We start from the raw sequence: 15622 nt of genomic DNA on the forward strand, positions 1-15622 counted from the left end.
TCCCCTTACACGCTGTAGTTCACGCGCCGCTCGATGAAGCGGAACTGCGCATAGGTGAGGAGCAGAGCCAGCCCCATCAGGATCACCGACTGGGCGGCCGACGAGCCGAGATCGAGCGTGACGAAGCCGTCCTGATAGACCTTGTAGACCAGGATCGAGGTGGCTCCGGCCGGGCCGCCGCGCGTCGTCGCGTCGACGATGGCGAAGGTCTCGAACAGCCCGTAGACGAAATTGATGACGATCAGGAAGAACAGCGTCGGCGCGATCATCGGCAGCGAGATGCGCAGGAAGCGCTGGATCGGCCCGGCCCCGTCGAGATAGGCGGATTCCAGGATCGAGTGGGGCACCGAAAGCAGCGCCGCGACGAGGAAGATGTAGTTGTAGCAGATGTGTTTCCAGGACGCCGCCATGACGATCAGGGCGAGCGCGTGCGAGGAATTGCGGTTCGGGTCCCAGTCGAAGCCGAGCCCCTGCAGCATATGGGCGACCGGGCCGACGCGCGGGTTGAACAGGAAGGCGAGCATGATGCCGGCGATCGCGGGCGCGATCGCATAGGGCAGCAGCAGGATGGTGCGGTAGGCGCCGCGCCCGCGCAGGATGTGGTTCGAGGCGAAGGCGAGCAGCAGCGCGAGCGTCAGCGTCAGCACGTTCTGCGCGACGGTGAACACGACCGTGACCTGGACCGAGGACCAGTAGACGCTGCTGCGGAACAGCCGCTCGAAATTCTGGAAGCCGACCCATTGCGTCGTCGCGCCGAACGGATCGGTGAGCTGGAAGGCCTGGATCAACGCCCGGACGGAGGGGATGAAGAAGAACAGCAGGAGGATGAAGAGCTGCGGCGCCAGCAGCCAGAAGGGCAAGCGCCATTCCGTGAAATGGGCCCGCTTCAGGCCGCTCTCGGCCTGCCCGTCGGAGAAAGCCGGAGCAGCCCGGCGCCGCAGCGGCCAGCGCAAGCGCCAGCCGCCGGCAGCCGCCGCGGGAAGCTCCGCCGCGCTATTTCTTGCCAGCATTGAGCTGCTCGTAGCGGCGCAACGACTCGTTGCCGCGGGAGACGGCATCGTCGAGCGCCTGCTGCACCGGCTTGCGGCCGAGGAAGGCGGCCGAGACCTCCTCCATGATCGCAACATTGATCTGGTTGCTGTTGCCGATGCGGAAGCCCAGCGAATTGTCGCTCGGCGTGCCGCGCATCAGCTGAACGACCGCGATCTCGCGCGTCGGGTTCGTCTGGTAGTAGCCCTGCGCCTTGGCGGCGTCATAGGCCGCAACCGTGACCGGCACATAGCCGGTGGCCTGGTGCCACCAGACCTGCGTGTCCGTCTGGGCCAGGAAATTGTAGAAGGCGCCGATCGCCTTGTACTTCTCCGGCGAATGGCCCTTCAGGGTCCAGAGCGCCGCGCCGCCGATGACGCTGTTCTTCGGCGTCACGCCCTGCTCGAAGGGCATCTCGGCCGCGCTCCAGTCGAATTTGGCGGCGGCGACGACGGCGGCATGCGAGGCGGTCGAGGCGATGATCGTCGAGCATTCGCCCGAGGTGAAGAGCTGGATCGGGATGACGCCCTGCCCCGCGAGCTGCATCACGCCCGGGCCGATCAGGCGCTTCATCCGCTCGACCTGGCCGACGAGCTTGCCCTTGTTGAAGACGAAGCTCGTGTCGAGCCCGTCCATGCCGTTGCGCTTGGTCGCATACGGAATGTCGTTCACGGCGCTGTAGTTTTCCAGGAAGCTCCACTCGTAGTCCCCCGGCAGCACCATGGCGCATTTCGACACGCCCTTGGCCTTGATCGCTTCGAGCTGCGGCTCGAGCTCCTGCCAGGTCGCGCCCGGCTTGTCGAAGCCCGCGGCTTTGAAATGATCGCGATTGTAGAACAGGATCGGCGTCGAGGAGTTGAACGGCATCGCCTGGAGCTTGCCGTCGATGGCGTAGTAGCTGACGACCGGCGCGATGTATTTCTTCACGTCGATCGGCTGGCCCTGCTGGGCCATCAGCTCGCTGGTCGGAATGATCGCTCCCGAATTGACCATGGTCAGGAAGGAGCGCTCGTTCGACTGCACGATCTCCGGCTGCCGCTTGGCCCGGTAGGCGGCGATCGTGCCGTTCAGGACCTCGTCATAGGTGCCCTTGCCCACCGCCTTGACGACATAGTCCTTCTGCGAGTCGTTGAACTTCTTGACCAGTTCGTCGACGCGTTCGCCGAGCGTGCCGCTCATCGCGTGCCAAAACTCGATTTCGGTTGCCGCCTGGGCGCAGGACAACCCCGCCAGAAGCAGCGCACCAGCGCCTGCAAGCGCACTAAAGACAGGTCGCATTCAAAGCCTCCCTCGTCGGTTTATATGAGCATATGCTCTTGATTGAAGCATATGCTCGCACACTCCGCCTCTATGTCAACCGTCGATGACAAAGCGATGACGACCACCGGCAACCCCGGACACGGGCTGGAGGACAAGACGAAGCGGAGGTGACCTGGGAGCCGCTGGCCGGACTCAGAGCGCCAGCAGGGCGCGCGCCGTATCCTCGTCCGTGACGAGACCGTTGATGAGACGGCCGCTGAGCGCGGCCCGCAAGGGGGCGACCTTGGCCGTGCCCTGCCCGATGCAGATCCGCAGCCGGTCGCCGCCGGGCTCCGGCGGCACGGAGGTGACGCGCAGATTGGTGCCGCGGTCGAGCAGCCTGCCCTCCCCGTCGAAGACCCAGCCGGTAACCTCGCCGACCGCGCCGTGACGGACCATTTCGAGCAGCTCGCTGCGCGTCATGAAGCCGTCCCGATAGAGCACGGCATCCTCGCCGATCTGGCTGATGCCCATCAGCCAAAGATCGGCCTCGCCGGCGATGGCGCGGATGCGCCGGATCGCCTCGATCTCGATCAGTTGCGCCCGCTCCTCGGGGCTCGAGACATAGAGCGGCAGCGGCATCGGAAAATGCTGGGCCTTGGTGATCTCGGCGAGCTTGACCAGCGTGTCGAACGGGCTGGCCGAGCCATCCGGCGAGATCGTACCGACGAGCGAGACGAGCCGGTGCAGCGGGCAGGACATCGGCGACACCCGCTCGATGCTGGCACGCATCGAGCGGCCGGTGCCGAGCGCCATGACCAGCGACTTGCGCGAGCGCAGCCAGCGCTCGATCAGCACGCCCCCGAGCGAAGCGACGCCTGCCGCGGCCGTCTCGGCCGAGCCGTCGGAGGGCGCGATCTCGCAATGCAGCAGCTCGAAACGGTCACGCAGGCGCGCGGCGAGCTCCATGCAGGCGCCGATCGGATGGTTCATCTGGAAGCTGATCAGGCCCTCGCTGCGACTGAGCGAAACCAGGCGCTGCGCCGCCGGGCGTGAGATGTTCAGGATCTGCGCGATATCGTCCTGCGTGCGGCCGGCGATGTAATAGAGCCAGCCGGCGCGGGCGGCATCGTCGAGGCGGGCGCTGTCATTCTCGGCCATGGCGCGTCAGCCCGCCGTCACGGGCAGGGCAAGCTCGCACCAGGCGCCGAGCAACCTGTCGGCCCCGGCCTCGATCAGCGCTTGCCGCTGATCGAGCACGGCGAAATGACTGCCTGCGGTCAGGCCAAAGGCAGTCATTCCCGCCGCCTTGGCGGCAAGCACGCCGCTGACGCTGTCCTCGATGACGAGACAGCGCTCGGGCGCTACGCCGCGTTCGCGGGCCGCCAGCAGGAACAGGTCGGGCGCGGGCTTGCCGCGCTGGACCCGCGTCGTGCTGAAGATCCGCCCCTCGAACAGGTCCCAAAGCCCCGTCTTGCGCAGGCAATGCTCGATACGCTCCTCATCACTGGAGGATGCGACGCAATAGTCGACATCGAAGGCTTCGACCGCCTCGCGCACGCCTGCAACGGGCTGCAGCGCGGCACTGAAGGCGGCGAAGAGCCGCGACCGCCAGTCCCGCCTGAAACTCTCCGGAGCCGGCCGGCCGATCATGCGCTCATAATCCTCGACGACTGCGCTGGCGGGGCGCCCGAGATAGCGCCGCATCACCGCCTCCAGATCATAATCCGGGTCCAGTGGCGAGAGAATATCGAACAGGGTGCGGCAGCTGATCGCCTCGCTGTCGACGAGCACGCCGTCGCAGTCGAGGATGATGAGGTCGAAGCGTGGATGCGGAGCCATGAGACAGCAACAATCTTGAACGGATGCTCTGATCAAGAGCATCCGCTCGCGTTTCTGTCAAATCCCTCGACCGCGCCTAGTGCAGCGTGCGGCTGAATTCGGCGGTGCTCTGCCAGGCGTCGTAGCGCTGCGTATAGGCGGCCACGAGATCGCGCTGAGGGGCGAAGATCTCGGGGCTCCCCAGGGGGTGGGTACAGATTTCGGCGGGATTCTCGCCGGTGCAGGCGAGGCGGGCGAGCCGCGCCGCCCCGAAGGCGGCGCCGGTCTCGGCCTGGGGATAGCGATGCAATCTCATGTCCAGGACGCTGGCGAGGATGGAGAGCCACAGGCCCGAGCGCGCACCGCCGCCAATGACGAGCGCCTCCGTGATCGGCGCGCCGGCGCTTTCCAGCGCCGCCTTGCCGTCCCTGAATGCGAAGGCGACGCCCTCCAGCACCGCCTGAGTCATGGCGTTGCGGCCGGTCTCGTGACCGAGGCGGGCGAAGCCGCCGCGCATCTGCGGATCGTTATGGGGCGTGCGCTCGCCGGAGAGATAGGGCGTGAACAGCACCGGCGATGGCGCCTGCACGATCTCGCCCAAGGGAGCAAGCAGCTCCGCCTCGGGGCATCCGGCGATGCCGGCCCACCAGCTCAGGCTCGCGGCGGCGGAAAGATGCACCGACATCTGGTGCCAGAGGCCGGGCAAGGCATGGCAGAAGGCATGAACCGCTCTGTCGGCCCGCGGCTCGAAACCGGCGGTGGAGCGCCAGAGCACGCCGGATGTGCCGAGCGACAGGAAACTCGAACCGGCAGTGACCGCGCCCAAGCCAACCGCCCCGGCCGCATTGTCGCCCGCCCCTCCGGCGAAGTGCGGCGGTGAATCAAAGCCGAGCTCGCGGGCAAGATCGGCACGCATCCGACCGGCGGGCTGCGAGCCCTCGACGAGGGCGGGCATCTGGCTGCGGTCGAGCCCGGTCGCAGCAAGCATCCTCTGGGACCAGTCGCGGGAACCCACATCAAGCCAGAGCGTGCCTGATGCGTCCGACATCTCCTCGATCGCCTCCCCCGTCAGCACCAGGCGCAGATAGGCTTTCGGCAGCAGGATTTTTCGGATGCGCCGGAAGAGAGCGGGCTCATGCCGGCGGACCCAGAGCAGCTTTGGCGCGGTGAAGCCCGGCATCGCGATGTTGCCGGTGATGGCGCGCGAGGCCGGCTCGGCCGCTTCGAGCACGGCGCATTCCGCGCTGGCGCGGCCATCGTTCCAGAGGATGCAGGGACGCAGCGGCCGGTCGGCCTCGTCCAGGAGAACCGCGCCATGCATCTGCCCGGAGAGGCCAATGCCCCGGCAGAGGCGGAAGGCAGCCGGCGCGGCCTCCCGGAGGTCCTGCAACGCCCCGAAGGCGGCGGCGATCCAGTCGCCCGGCTCCTGCTCCGACCAGAGGGGCGCGGGACGAAGCACGGTCAGATCGCGCGTCGCCGCGGCGACGACGCGCTGCTGCCCGTCGACCAGGATGGCCTTGAGCGACGAGGTGCCGAGATCGATCCCGATGAAGCTCACGTCACACCGCCTCGCCGGTTTCCGACATTGGTCATGTTTCCGCACGGCTCAGCGCGCGTCATCAGTCGCCCCCTTGGGATAGATCAGGCTCTTCACCATGCCGGGCTCGTTGGCGGCGTGGCGACGAAAGGCCTCGGGCCCGTCAGCGAGCGAGAAGCGGTGGCTGACCACCGCATCGACATCGACCTTGCCCTGCGCGACGAGTTCGATCGCCCGGGGATAGACATGACCCATGCGCCGCGAGAACTTGATGGTGAGCCCGCGCCGGCGCGCTTCGGCGGCGGGCACGACATAGCTGTCGCCATCCGGGATGCCGACGAGCACGACGCGGCCGCCGATGCGCGCGGCGCGAATGGCATCGCGAAAGCCTTCCGGTGCATTGGTGGCCTCGATCACCAGCGGCATGCCCTCGCCCTTCGTCCAGTCCGCGATCTCGGCCACGCTGGCGCCGGCCTTGCTCGCCCCGAGATCGAGCGCAAGCGCGCGCCGATGCGGCTGCGGATCGCAGGCCAGAACCTCGCCGACGCCGACGCTCCGGAGCACCTGCAGGATCAGGAGCCCGATCGGGCCGCAGCCGATCAGCGCGACGCGTTCGAGCAGGCGGGGCTTGGCGAGGTCGACCGCGTGGATCGCGACGCCGAGCGGCTCCAGCATCACGGCATCGCTCGGCGTGAAGCGTTCCGGCACGGCAACGATCTGCGATTTCGGCACCCAGATGCGTTCGGTCATCGCGCCATCATGCGGAGGCGCGCCGATGAACACGACATCGGGACAGAGATTGGGGTGGCCGTCGCGGCAATGCTGGCACTGGCCGCAGGCCTGGTTGGGATCGACGGCGACCAGCGCGCCCCGCGCCAGGCCAAGCTCCGGCAGATCCTCGGTCAGCCAGCCGCTGAACTCGTGGCCGGGCACGAAAGGGGCGGCAATCACGGCCGAACCGATGCCGCCATCCTTGTAATAATGCAGGTCGCTGCCACAGAGGCCGACGGCTGCGACATCCAGCAGGGTTTCACTGGCAGCCCCCTCGCGCAGGTTGAACGGCGCGAAGCGCGCGTCACCCGCGGCGTGAAGAAAGATGGCGTGGGACATCGCGCAATGCACTCCGGCTTCGCATAGACCTTCAACAAATGTATTTTTGTATTTACATTAGTGATGGTCAAGGCAAATCCGCAGCGGCAGGCCGCATCGCTGTGCGTTGTCGCAGCGAATGAAAGCGATGTAAGCCCGGTGCAGGAACGCAATCTCGACCGATTCCGCCGCGAAGGGCTGGCGGTCTCGACGCCGCTCTCGCCCTTGGGATGACGCGATGCCGGAGGATCCGCAAACCCAGGTCAGAGCAGCCTGGCTCTATTACATGGAAGGCCTAACCCAGGCCGATATCGCCGACCGGCTGAAGATGACGCGGCTGCGGGTCAACCGCCTGCTGAACGAGGCGCGCAGCAGCGGGCTCGTCAATATCACCATCAATTCGCGGCTGGAGAGCTGCATCAGGCTCGAGCAGGCGCTGGTCGAGGCCTTCGGCCTCAAGGATGCGATCGTCGTGCCGACGCCAAGCGACCCGGCGCAGATCTCCGCGCAGATCGGCAAGGCGGCCGGCGAGTTGGTCTCGCAGATCATCGACGAGCATCCCTCGGGCGTCTTCGGCGTCGGCTGGGGCGGGACGCTGCGCGAGACGATCCGGCATGTGCGGGCCGGCCAGTATCGCGACCTGACCGTGACCTCGATGATGGGCGGGCTGACCTATGGCATCGAGATCAACACCTTCGAGATCGCCAGCCATTTCGCCAGGCTCTGGCAGGCGGAGTGCCATTATCTGGCTGCGCCGATCTATGCCGGCACGCCGCAATCGCGCGACACCATCCTGGCGCAGGACGTGTTCGAGGCCGCCTTCGCCCGCATCCGCGCGACCGATGTCGCGATCCTCAGCGCCGGCGACCTGAGCGAGCGCTCGCTCCTGGTGCGCTACGGGCTGCCCGGCGATGTCGGCCCCAGGGAATTGGCGGAGCATGGCGCGGTCGGCGACATGCTGGGTCAGTTCATCGACGGTGAGGGCAACGCGATCGACCACCCGATCAACCGCCGCGCCATCGCCCTGCCCCTGGACGGCCTGCGCCGCATCCCAACCATGATCCTTGCATCCGGGGGCACGAACAAGGCCGCGGTGATCGCAGCCGCACTCCGCGCCAGGCTGGCCTCCGTGGTGATCACCGATGAAGACGCCGCTTCGGCGGTACTGGCGCTGCACCGGGGCTGAAACCAGCGAGCCCGCCTCAAGCGGCTCTTGCCCCTCCTCCTGAAGTCAGGCGCTTCGGATCGCCTCCAGAAGCTCTTCGTGGATCAGTCCGTTCGAGACGACCTTCTCCAGGTCCTCGTCGCGGGAATCTCGGCCCGAAACCGTCGTGACCTTGCCGCCTGCGGCGCGCACCAGCGGCAGGGCGGCGGCATGCGAGACGATATCGGCCTTCAGCCCGATGAAGGCATCGAGCCGGCCCGCCGCCACCAGCGACATTTCGAGCCCGCCGGAGACGATGATGCGCACGCCGCGACACAAGCCCGACAGGCGACGGATGACGGCGCAGGTCCGCTCCGTATCCTCCAGCGAATAATGCGAGGTCAGGCAGATCGAGACGGTCGCGTCGGCGAGGCTCGTCGTCCGGGAAACTGCGGCCGGTAGCCCATTGATGCTCGCGGCGGCCCCTTCGGCATAGCGCGCGACCAGCCCGGCCAGCGGGGCATGGGTCAGGCCGAGCACGGTGCGGCCCTCTTCCTGATAGGCGAGCGTCACCGAGAACCAGGGCAGGCCGCCGGCATAGTTCACCGTGCCGTCCAGCGGGTCGATGATCCAGCAGGGCGCGTCTGATGGGCCGGAGAAGCCGGCCTCCTCGGAGAGGATCGCCGCCTCCGGCGTCAACCGGCGCAGGCCCGCGATGACGAGGCGCTCCGAGGCGAGATCGGCGGCGGTGACGACATCGCGCAATTCCTTGCGCGTCACCGAAAGCTGCTCGCCCTGCATGCGGACCAGAAGATCGGCGGCCTCGCTCGCCAGCCCGCCGGCCTGTTCAAGGAGGGAGAGAAGGCGCCGATCAGACATGGGCTGCCACCGCCTGCTGCTTGCCGGGATAGGCGGGGTCGAGCACGAAGGGCCGGCGCGGGCCGAAATCGCCGATCGGCTGGAGATGGCTGACAATGCCGGTTTCCGGCTTCCAGACATGGAGCGCGAGCGCGGGCGGCTCCATGACGAACCTGTTCTCCGTCCCCGGGCGCAGGTCTAGCGCGACCTGATGGGCGGTGCCCGGCGCGACGAAGCCGATCGTGCCGGCGAAACGAAGCTGGATCGGGCGATGATAATGGCCGCAAAGCACGCGCTCGATCTCGGGATGACGGGCGATCAGCGCGACAAAACCCGCCGAGACGCGGCAGGGCATGATGTCCATACCGTCGACACCGACCGCAAAGGGCGGATGGTGCATGAAGATCAGCGTCGGGCGGCCGCGCCCCTCTGCGAGGCGCTCCGCGAGCCAGGCCTCGCGCGCGGCACAGATCTCGCCGCCATCCTCGCCGGGAACGACCGTGTCGAGCCCGATCAGCCGGACCGGATAATCCTCGATCACGTAATGCAGGAAGCCACTTTTCGGCAGGGAGGAACCGCCCTGCCCCAGGCCATCTTGCCCGAGCATGGCAGCAAAGACTTCGCGCCGGTCATGATTGCCGGGCACGGCATAGACCGGCATCGGCAGCCTTGCGAGTTCGGCACGCACGATCGCGTATTCCTCCGGCAGCCCGCAATCGCAGAGATCGCCGGTGACGAGCACGCAATCCGGCCGGAGCTCCAGCGCCAGCACCGCATCGATGGCGCGCCGTGTCGCGGCATTGGTGTCGACGATGCCATAGGCCGGTTGGCCATGCGGGCGGACGTGGAAGTCGCTGAGCTGGGCGATGATCATGAAGGCTCCGCAGGGCCAGGCAAATGGGGGCCAGGCAAATGGGGCATGGAGAAAGGATTTGCCGCCCGGCTAGCGCCGGGCGGCGTGGGAGCGAAGCGTCAGGCGTGCCTGCTCACTTCATCAGCGCTTCGGTCTCGGAGACGATGCGCTCGATGCCGGCCTTGGGCTGGATGTCGCCGCGCATCACGCCGGAGATCACCTCGCGCTGCTGGCGCCAGATGCGGACCGAGTTTCCGCCGGGATAGCCTTCCCAGGGAGCGGCGCGCTGGACCTGGCCGTTGATCGTCCGGAAATTGGCATTGTCCTTGTAGAACGGACCGAGGAACGCATCGCCGCCGGCGCGCAGGTTGGTCGGCATATAGCCGGCGGTCTCGACGACGATCTTCTGGGCCTCGGGGCCGGTCACGAACTTGATGAATTCCCAGGCCGCCTTCTGCCTGGCTGCATCCTTGGCCGTGATCAGCGCGGCATTGCCGCCGGTCGGCAGCTTGCCCTTGGCCTTGTCATCGACCGGGAAGAGCGCGGTCTTCAGGGTGAAGCGGTCGCCGATCAGGTCGGTGACCTGGCGCAGCCGTGCCGGCGTGTCGAAGAAGATGCCGATCTTGCCGGCGATGAACTGCTGGCGCGACTGGTCCCAGTCGATCACCGGCATGCCGCCTTCCGTGACCAGGCTGCGCAGCAGGCCAAGCGTCTTCTCGCCGACCTCGCCGCCAAAGGCGACCTTCTTGCCGTCGGCGGACAGCATGGAATGGCCGCCCTGCAGGATCACGCCGCGCCAGAGCCAGTCATCCGGCCAGTCATGGATGTTGTAGGCAAGGCCGGCGGTGTCGGCGCTGCGGATCTTCTTGGCGAGCGCGACGACATCGGCCCAGGTGTCGGGCAGCTTGTCTGGGTCACCGCCGGCCTTCTTCACCAGCTCGGCATTGACATACATCAGCGGCGTCGAGGCGTTGAAGGCAAGGCCGGCCTGCTTGCCGCCGACCTGGCCGAGCGCGAGCAGCGCGTCGGAGTAATTCGCCTTGCGCCAGTCTTCCGGCTCCCCCTTCAGCAGCGGGCCGAGATCGACGACCTGCTTGCGCTTGTCGAGCGTCTCGACCAATTCGCTGAGCAGATGGAAGCCGGAATAATAGACATCCGGCAGCTGGTTGGTGACGGACTGACGCAGCATCGCCTGATGCCCTTCGTCATAGCTCGCCGCAGGCGCGCGGAAATTGATCTTGATCGTCGGGTGCGTCTTCATGAATTCCGCGGCGATCGGCTCGTGGAACTTGGCGAAGGCCGGGAAGGCATAGAGCACGTCGAGCGTGACATCCTGGGCGCGGGCGGCCGTGGATGCGACGAGGGCGAGCGCTGCCGCAGCAAGCGCTTTGCCGAAGGGTTTCATGTTTGATCTCCGTGACATGGACAGCAAAGCTGCCGGATTGATTCACTACGTCAGGCCTGAGCGTCTTGCGGTTGGGGCTAGGCAGTGCCGGTCCGTGTCGGAGCCTGCCTACTTCACCCCGGTCATCGTGATGCCGTCGATGAACCTCCGTCTGGCGATGAGGAAAGCGAGGACGAGCGGCGCGGTCAGGATCGTCGCCGCGGCGGTGAGCGCGCCGTAATTCGAGCCCGTCTCGGCATCGGCGAAGAACATCATCCCGAGCGGCGGCGGGGCGAGCTTGGCGTCGGAGATGACGATCAGCGGCCAGTACAGGTCGTTCCAATGCGCCACCGCCGAGAAGACCGAAAAGGCGGCGATGGCCGGCCAGGCGCTTGGCGTGACGATGCGCCAGACGATCTCGAATTCGCTCATGCCGTCGAGCCGGGCGGCATTGATGATGTCGTCAGGGAAGCTGCGGAAGAACTGGCGGAACAGGAAGATGGCGAAGACCGAGAGGAAGAACGGCACCATCATCGAGAAATAGGTGTTGATCAGGCCGAGCTGGGCGAGCGCGATATAGAGCGGCATGGCCGGCACCTGCACCGGGATGCAGAGCCCGAGCAGCACCAGGACGAAGAGTGCATTGCGGCCGGGGAAATTCAGCTTCGCCAATGCATAGGCGCAAGGGATGGCCACCAGCAGCTGCACGGTGAGGATGCCGGCGCAGAGGATGACGCCGTTCAGCGCGAAGCGCAGCAGCGGCGCCTTCTCCATCGCGAAACCGTAATTCTGCAGGCCGTAGAACTGTTTTGGCCAGAGCGAGATCTCGGCGCTGAAGATCTCGGCCGGCGGCTTGATGGAGGTCACCAGCATCCAGATGAAGGGCGCCAGCATGAAGATGGCGCCCGCGATCAGCACGCCATGGACCAGGGCGAGCGAAAGGAAACGGCGCAGCAGCGAATGCACGGGCGTGACGGCGGCGGGGGCAAGCACGGGAGCGGCCATCAGTAATGCACCTTCTTGTCCAGCGCGAAGGTCTGCACCGCCGAGAAGACGAGGATGAAGGCGAGGAAGATGAAGGTCAGCGCCGCGGCATAGCCGGTGTGGAAATACTGAAAGCCCTCGAGATAGATGTTGTAGAGCAGCACCTCGGTGGAGCCGACCGGGCCGCCGCGCGTCATCACCGCCACCGTGTCGAAAATCTTGAAGGCGGTGATCATCGTGGTGACGAGCACGAACATCGTGGTCGGCCCGAGCAGCGGCCAGGTGATGGTGAGGAAGCGATCGATCGCGCTGGAGCAGCCATCGATATCGGCCGCCTCGTAGAGATCGCGCGGGATCGCGGTCAGTCCGGCGAGGAACAGGATCATGTTGAAACCGAGCAGCTGCCAGATGCCGATCACGGCCAGCGTCGCCAGCGCCGTCGACGGCTCGCTCAGGAAGGCGACGGGGGCAAAGCCCAACCATTTCAGGAGACCGTTGACCGGGCCGAGCGAGGGGTGGAGCAGGAACTGCCAGACGGTCGCCATCGCGATCAGCGTCGAGGTCACCGGCAGGAAATAGATCACCTCGTAGAAGGAGCGGCTGCGGCGGCGCCGATGCACCATGACCGCGATCAGCAGCGCGCCGAAGACGCCGCCCGGCACGACGATGGCGACATAGAGCAAGGTGTTGACGACGGAGCGCCGGATGATCGGATCGGCCAGCGCCTTCTGGAAATTGGCGAGGCCGACCCAGTCCATGTCGACGCCGCCGAACTCGTAATTCGTCAGGCTGAGCAGCATCAGCACCGCAAGCGGCAGCAGGATCGTCAGCAGCAGCAGGATGAAGGCCGGCAGCGCGAAGCCGAGCCCGGTCAGCCGCTCGATCAGCGCCCGGCGGCGGGCGACAGGGGCGAAAGCGGCGGGCGATGCAAGGGCATGATTCATGCTCAGGCCCTCAGCGGCACGACGGAGGCGCTGAGACTGCCCTGCCCGCGCGGCTCGAGCCTGTCGCCCTGCGCGTCAAAAATGTGGCTCGCGGCTTCGTCGAAGCCGAGCGTGACCTCGGCCGCCTCGTTGACGCCGGCGGCGATCGCGGGGCTGGCGCGCATGGTCACGCCCGGCGCATCGCGGCCCGCGAGATCGAAATGCAGGACGTATTCGGAGCCGAGGTTCTCCTTGCGCCTGAGGCGCGCGGAGAACCAGGCGCGGCCTGCGCCGGCCGGCTCGCCATGGACGAGCGTCAGCGCCTCCGCGCGGATGCCGAGCGTGACCGCCTGCCCCGCCGCCCGCGCCACCGCAAGCGCCATCGGCCGGCCAAAGAGTTCGAGGCGGCCGGCAGTACCGACCGTCGCGGGCAGCAGGTTGATCGCCGGGCTGCCGATGAACTGCGCGACCTTGAGCGAGGCCGGCTTCTCATAGAGCTGCGAGGGCGTGCCGAGCTGCAGGATCGCCCCTGAATCCATCATCGCGACGCGGTCCGACATCGTCATCGCCTCGACCTGGTCATGTGTGACATAGATGAAGGTCGCGCCCAGGCGCTTGTGCAGCTCCGCCAGCTCGGTGCGCATATGGACGCGCAGCTTGGCGTCGAGATTGGACAGAGGTTCGTCCATCAGGAAGACATCGGGACTGCGCACCATGGCGCGCCCGAGCGCGACGCGCTGGCGCTGGCCGCCCGAGAGCTGCGCCGGCTTGCGATCGAGCAGATGGCCGAGCTGGAGCTGGGCCGCGACCGCGTCGACATCCGTCATGATGCCGGCCATCGCCTTGCGCCGCTGGCCCGAGAGCAGGTGGAGCAGCGGCAGGCGCTGCCAGAGTTTCAGCCGCGCCATCATCAGCGGCAGCGCGATATTTCCCCGCACGGTCATATGCGGGTAGAGCGCATAGGACTGGAACACCATCGCGACGCGCCGCTCATGCGGGCGCAGGTGATCGACGCCGTTTCCGCCAATGGCGACGCTGCCGGAATCCTGCTGTTCCAACCCGGCGATGATCCGGATCAGGGTCGATTTTCCGCAGCCGGAGGGGCCGACTAGCGTCAGGAATTCGCCATCGGCGATGTCGAGATCGACGCCGCCGAGCACCTTTGTGGTCCCGAACGCCTTGGCGATGGAAGACAGCGCGACTGTGGCCATGTCGTTCGCCTCTTGAACTGTGAGGGATCGTGGAGCGGTGTCGAAGGCGGCCGCGAGGCGCGGCCGCCGGCGGCGTCAGGCGGCGCGCGGCGGGTAGACCTCGTGGATCACATCGTCGATCCAGAGCGTCGTCAGCGCGGGAATCTCATGGATCGCGGCCGTGAACTCCCGACCGTCGAAGCTGTAGGCGACGGCGCCGAGCGTGCTTGAGCCGGCCATGCCGGGCTGCAGTGCGGGACCGACGACGAAGCCCGAGGACGGCCCCCAGATGTAGCGGGTGTCCTCGACCGAAAAATCATGGGCCCGGTGCAGATGGCCGCTGGCGACGAAGGCGACGTCATGACGGCGGACGAGATCAAGCAGATGGGCCCGGGGCCTCGGCGGCACGCTCCAATAGCCCTTGTCGCCTTCATCGGGCGTCTCGACGAAGAGCGGCCGGTGCAGGAACCAGCCGAGCCGGCGCCCCTCAGCTTCCGCGATCTCGCGCTCCAGCCAGGCGAGCTGGCGCTCCTCATCCGCCTCGTCGCTGCCGAACAGCATCGAATTCAGGCCGATCAGCCTGAAGCCCTCGATATCGCGGCTCCAGAAATCCGCGCCGAGATGGCTGCGCCAGCGGGCGAGACGCTCTGCATTGACCGGCTGATGCGGGTGCCAGGCCTCGCCGACATCATGATTGCCGGGAATGCTCAGCACCGGCAGGCCGAGCGCGTCGAGCAACTCGCGGCAATGGCGCATGTCCTCGTCGACATCGGCGCCATCGACCGTGACATCCCCGGTATGGATGACGAGATCCGGCCCCTGCCCCGCCAGCCAGGCTCTCAACGGCTCCCAGTTGCAGGCAAAATGCGGCTTGCCCGGGCTGAGATGGGTGTCGGAAATCTGCACGACAAGCTGCATTTGTCCCCTCCCTAGGGCGCTCCCGAAAGGGAAAGCGGCCTGCCGCCGTCAGATGCGGGGCAGTGCATTTGCAGTGGATCATACAAATGAATGTTTTATGACACAAATGTATTTTGCGGAGTGACGGGCGCAGGCGGGCTGGCGTTGTGCGCGGAGCAGGAGGTGCTCGGTCGCCTCGAGTCCGGCCGTCTGACGGGATACGAGGCGGCACGCCCGCGCCCTTGTCCTTGGTTAGCATCGCCCGCTTCGGGGCGGCCGCTTGGGTGCAGCATGCGCGAACAAAATTCGGGTATCTCTAGAACGCGGGCCCATCCGCACTGGGCGCCCGCTTTGGCTTCAACCCGCTCCCATCGCCATTGCGAGGGCGATGGGAGCGGCGCCTATTGAGTTGATGCGGATGGCGGAGCAGGCGAACTCCTCAGCGGGACGAGTCGATTGAACACGGCCAAGGCGACATTCGCGATCTCGGCTTCGGGGCGCCTCGGATTCGGATCCAAACCGCCTTGTCATTTCCCCCGCCGCCAGTCGCTACCGGAGGCGCGGGGGATACGCTATCAGCCTGGAGGCTCTCAAAAGGATCGGTGAGTCGGGGGCAAGTCGCCGGGCGGGATGCAGGCCAACGATGAAACTTATTGACAACATCTCGCTGCTTC

14 protein-coding genes are annotated in these 15622 nt (G+C 66.7%); 1 reads left to right on the forward strand and 13 read right to left on the reverse strand.

The features are described from left to right. Nucleotides 1–5: 5 nt before the first annotated feature. The 6 genes from AB4099_RS11105 to AB4099_RS11130 form a co-directional block, all read right to left on the reverse strand. Nucleotides 6–1010: an ABC transporter permease subunit gene (locus AB4099_RS11105; RefSeq protein ID WP_441478106.1), complete on the reverse strand. Its 1005-nt coding sequence runs from the start codon at nt 1008–1010 to the stop codon at nt 6–8. Next, on the reverse strand, nt 994–2307 hold the full coding sequence (locus AB4099_RS11110; RefSeq protein ID WP_441478107.1) for an extracellular solute-binding protein: 1314 nt from the start codon (nt 2305–2307) through the stop codon (nt 994–996). The genes AB4099_RS11105 and AB4099_RS11110 overlap by 17 nt, the downstream gene beginning before the upstream one ends. A 174-nt stretch (nt 2308–2481) precedes the next feature. Beyond that, nucleotides 2482–3429: a sugar-binding transcriptional regulator gene (locus tag AB4099_RS11115; protein WP_441478108.1), complete on the reverse strand. Its 948-nt coding sequence runs from the start codon at nt 3427–3429 to the stop codon at nt 2482–2484. Between the two features lie 6 nt (nt 3430–3435). Further along, entirely contained in the window at nt 3436–4110 is a 675-nt protein-coding gene (locus AB4099_RS11120) for an HAD family hydrolase (RefSeq protein ID WP_441478109.1), read from the reverse strand. Between the two features lie 76 nt (nt 4111–4186). Then, on the reverse strand, nt 4187–5647 hold the full coding sequence (xylB, locus tag AB4099_RS11125) for a xylulokinase (protein WP_441478110.1): 1461 nt from the start codon (nt 5645–5647) through the stop codon (nt 4187–4189). Nucleotides 5648–5695: 48 nt separating this feature from the next. Further along, on the reverse strand, nt 5696–6736 hold the full coding sequence (locus AB4099_RS11130) for a zinc-dependent alcohol dehydrogenase (RefSeq protein WP_441478111.1): 1041 nt from the start codon (nt 6734–6736) through the stop codon (nt 5696–5698). 217 nt (nt 6737–6953) lie between these two features. Between AB4099_RS11130 and AB4099_RS11135 the strand changes: the two genes are divergently transcribed. Further along, a complete protein-coding gene (locus AB4099_RS11135) occupies nt 6954–7901 on the forward strand; it encodes a sugar-binding transcriptional regulator (protein ID WP_441478112.1) in 948 nt (315 codons plus the stop codon). Nucleotides 7902–7946: 45 nt separating this feature from the next. On the opposite strand, the gene AB4099_RS11140 is transcribed toward AB4099_RS11135, so the two are convergent. From AB4099_RS11140 to AB4099_RS11170, 7 genes are all read right to left on the reverse strand, one after another. Beyond that, nucleotides 7947–8738, reverse strand: a complete 792-nt coding sequence (locus tag AB4099_RS11140) for an inositol monophosphatase family protein (protein ID WP_441478113.1) — start codon at nt 8736–8738, stop codon at nt 7947–7949. Further along, nucleotides 8731–9591 carry a phosphodiesterase gene (locus AB4099_RS11145; protein ID WP_441478114.1) on the reverse strand — a complete coding sequence of 287 codons (861 nt, stop codon included), beginning with the start codon at nt 9589–9591 and terminating at the stop codon, nt 8731–8733. Before AB4099_RS11145 ends, AB4099_RS11140 begins: the two co-directional genes overlap by 8 nt. 112 nt (nt 9592–9703) lie before the next feature. Next, entirely contained in the window at nt 9704–10975 is a 1272-nt protein-coding gene (locus AB4099_RS11150; protein ID WP_441478115.1) for an ABC transporter substrate-binding protein, read from the reverse strand. A 108-nt stretch (nt 10976–11083) separates the two neighbouring features. After that, nucleotides 11084–11848 carry a carbohydrate ABC transporter permease gene (locus tag AB4099_RS11155; protein WP_441478455.1) on the reverse strand — a complete coding sequence of 255 codons (765 nt, stop codon included), beginning with the start codon at nt 11846–11848 and terminating at the stop codon, nt 11084–11086. 110 nt (nt 11849–11958) lie between these two features. Continuing rightward, entirely contained in the window at nt 11959–12882 is a 924-nt protein-coding gene (locus AB4099_RS11160) for a carbohydrate ABC transporter permease (protein ID WP_441478116.1), read from the reverse strand. A 2-nt stretch (nt 12883–12884) separates the two neighbouring features. After that, nucleotides 12885–14072, reverse strand: coding sequence for an ABC transporter ATP-binding protein (locus AB4099_RS11165; protein WP_441478117.1), 1188 nt, complete (start codon nt 14070–14072; stop codon nt 12885–12887). A 75-nt stretch (nt 14073–14147) separates the two neighbouring features. Continuing rightward, nucleotides 14148–14969: a metallophosphoesterase family protein gene (locus tag AB4099_RS11170; protein WP_441478118.1), complete on the reverse strand. Its 822-nt coding sequence runs from the start codon at nt 14967–14969 to the stop codon at nt 14148–14150. Nucleotides 14970–15622: the final 653 nt, after the last annotated feature.

Source organism: Allobosea sp. 2KB_26, from assembly GCF_052115715.1.
GTDB lineage: Bacteria > Pseudomonadota > Alphaproteobacteria > Rhizobiales > Beijerinckiaceae > Allobosea.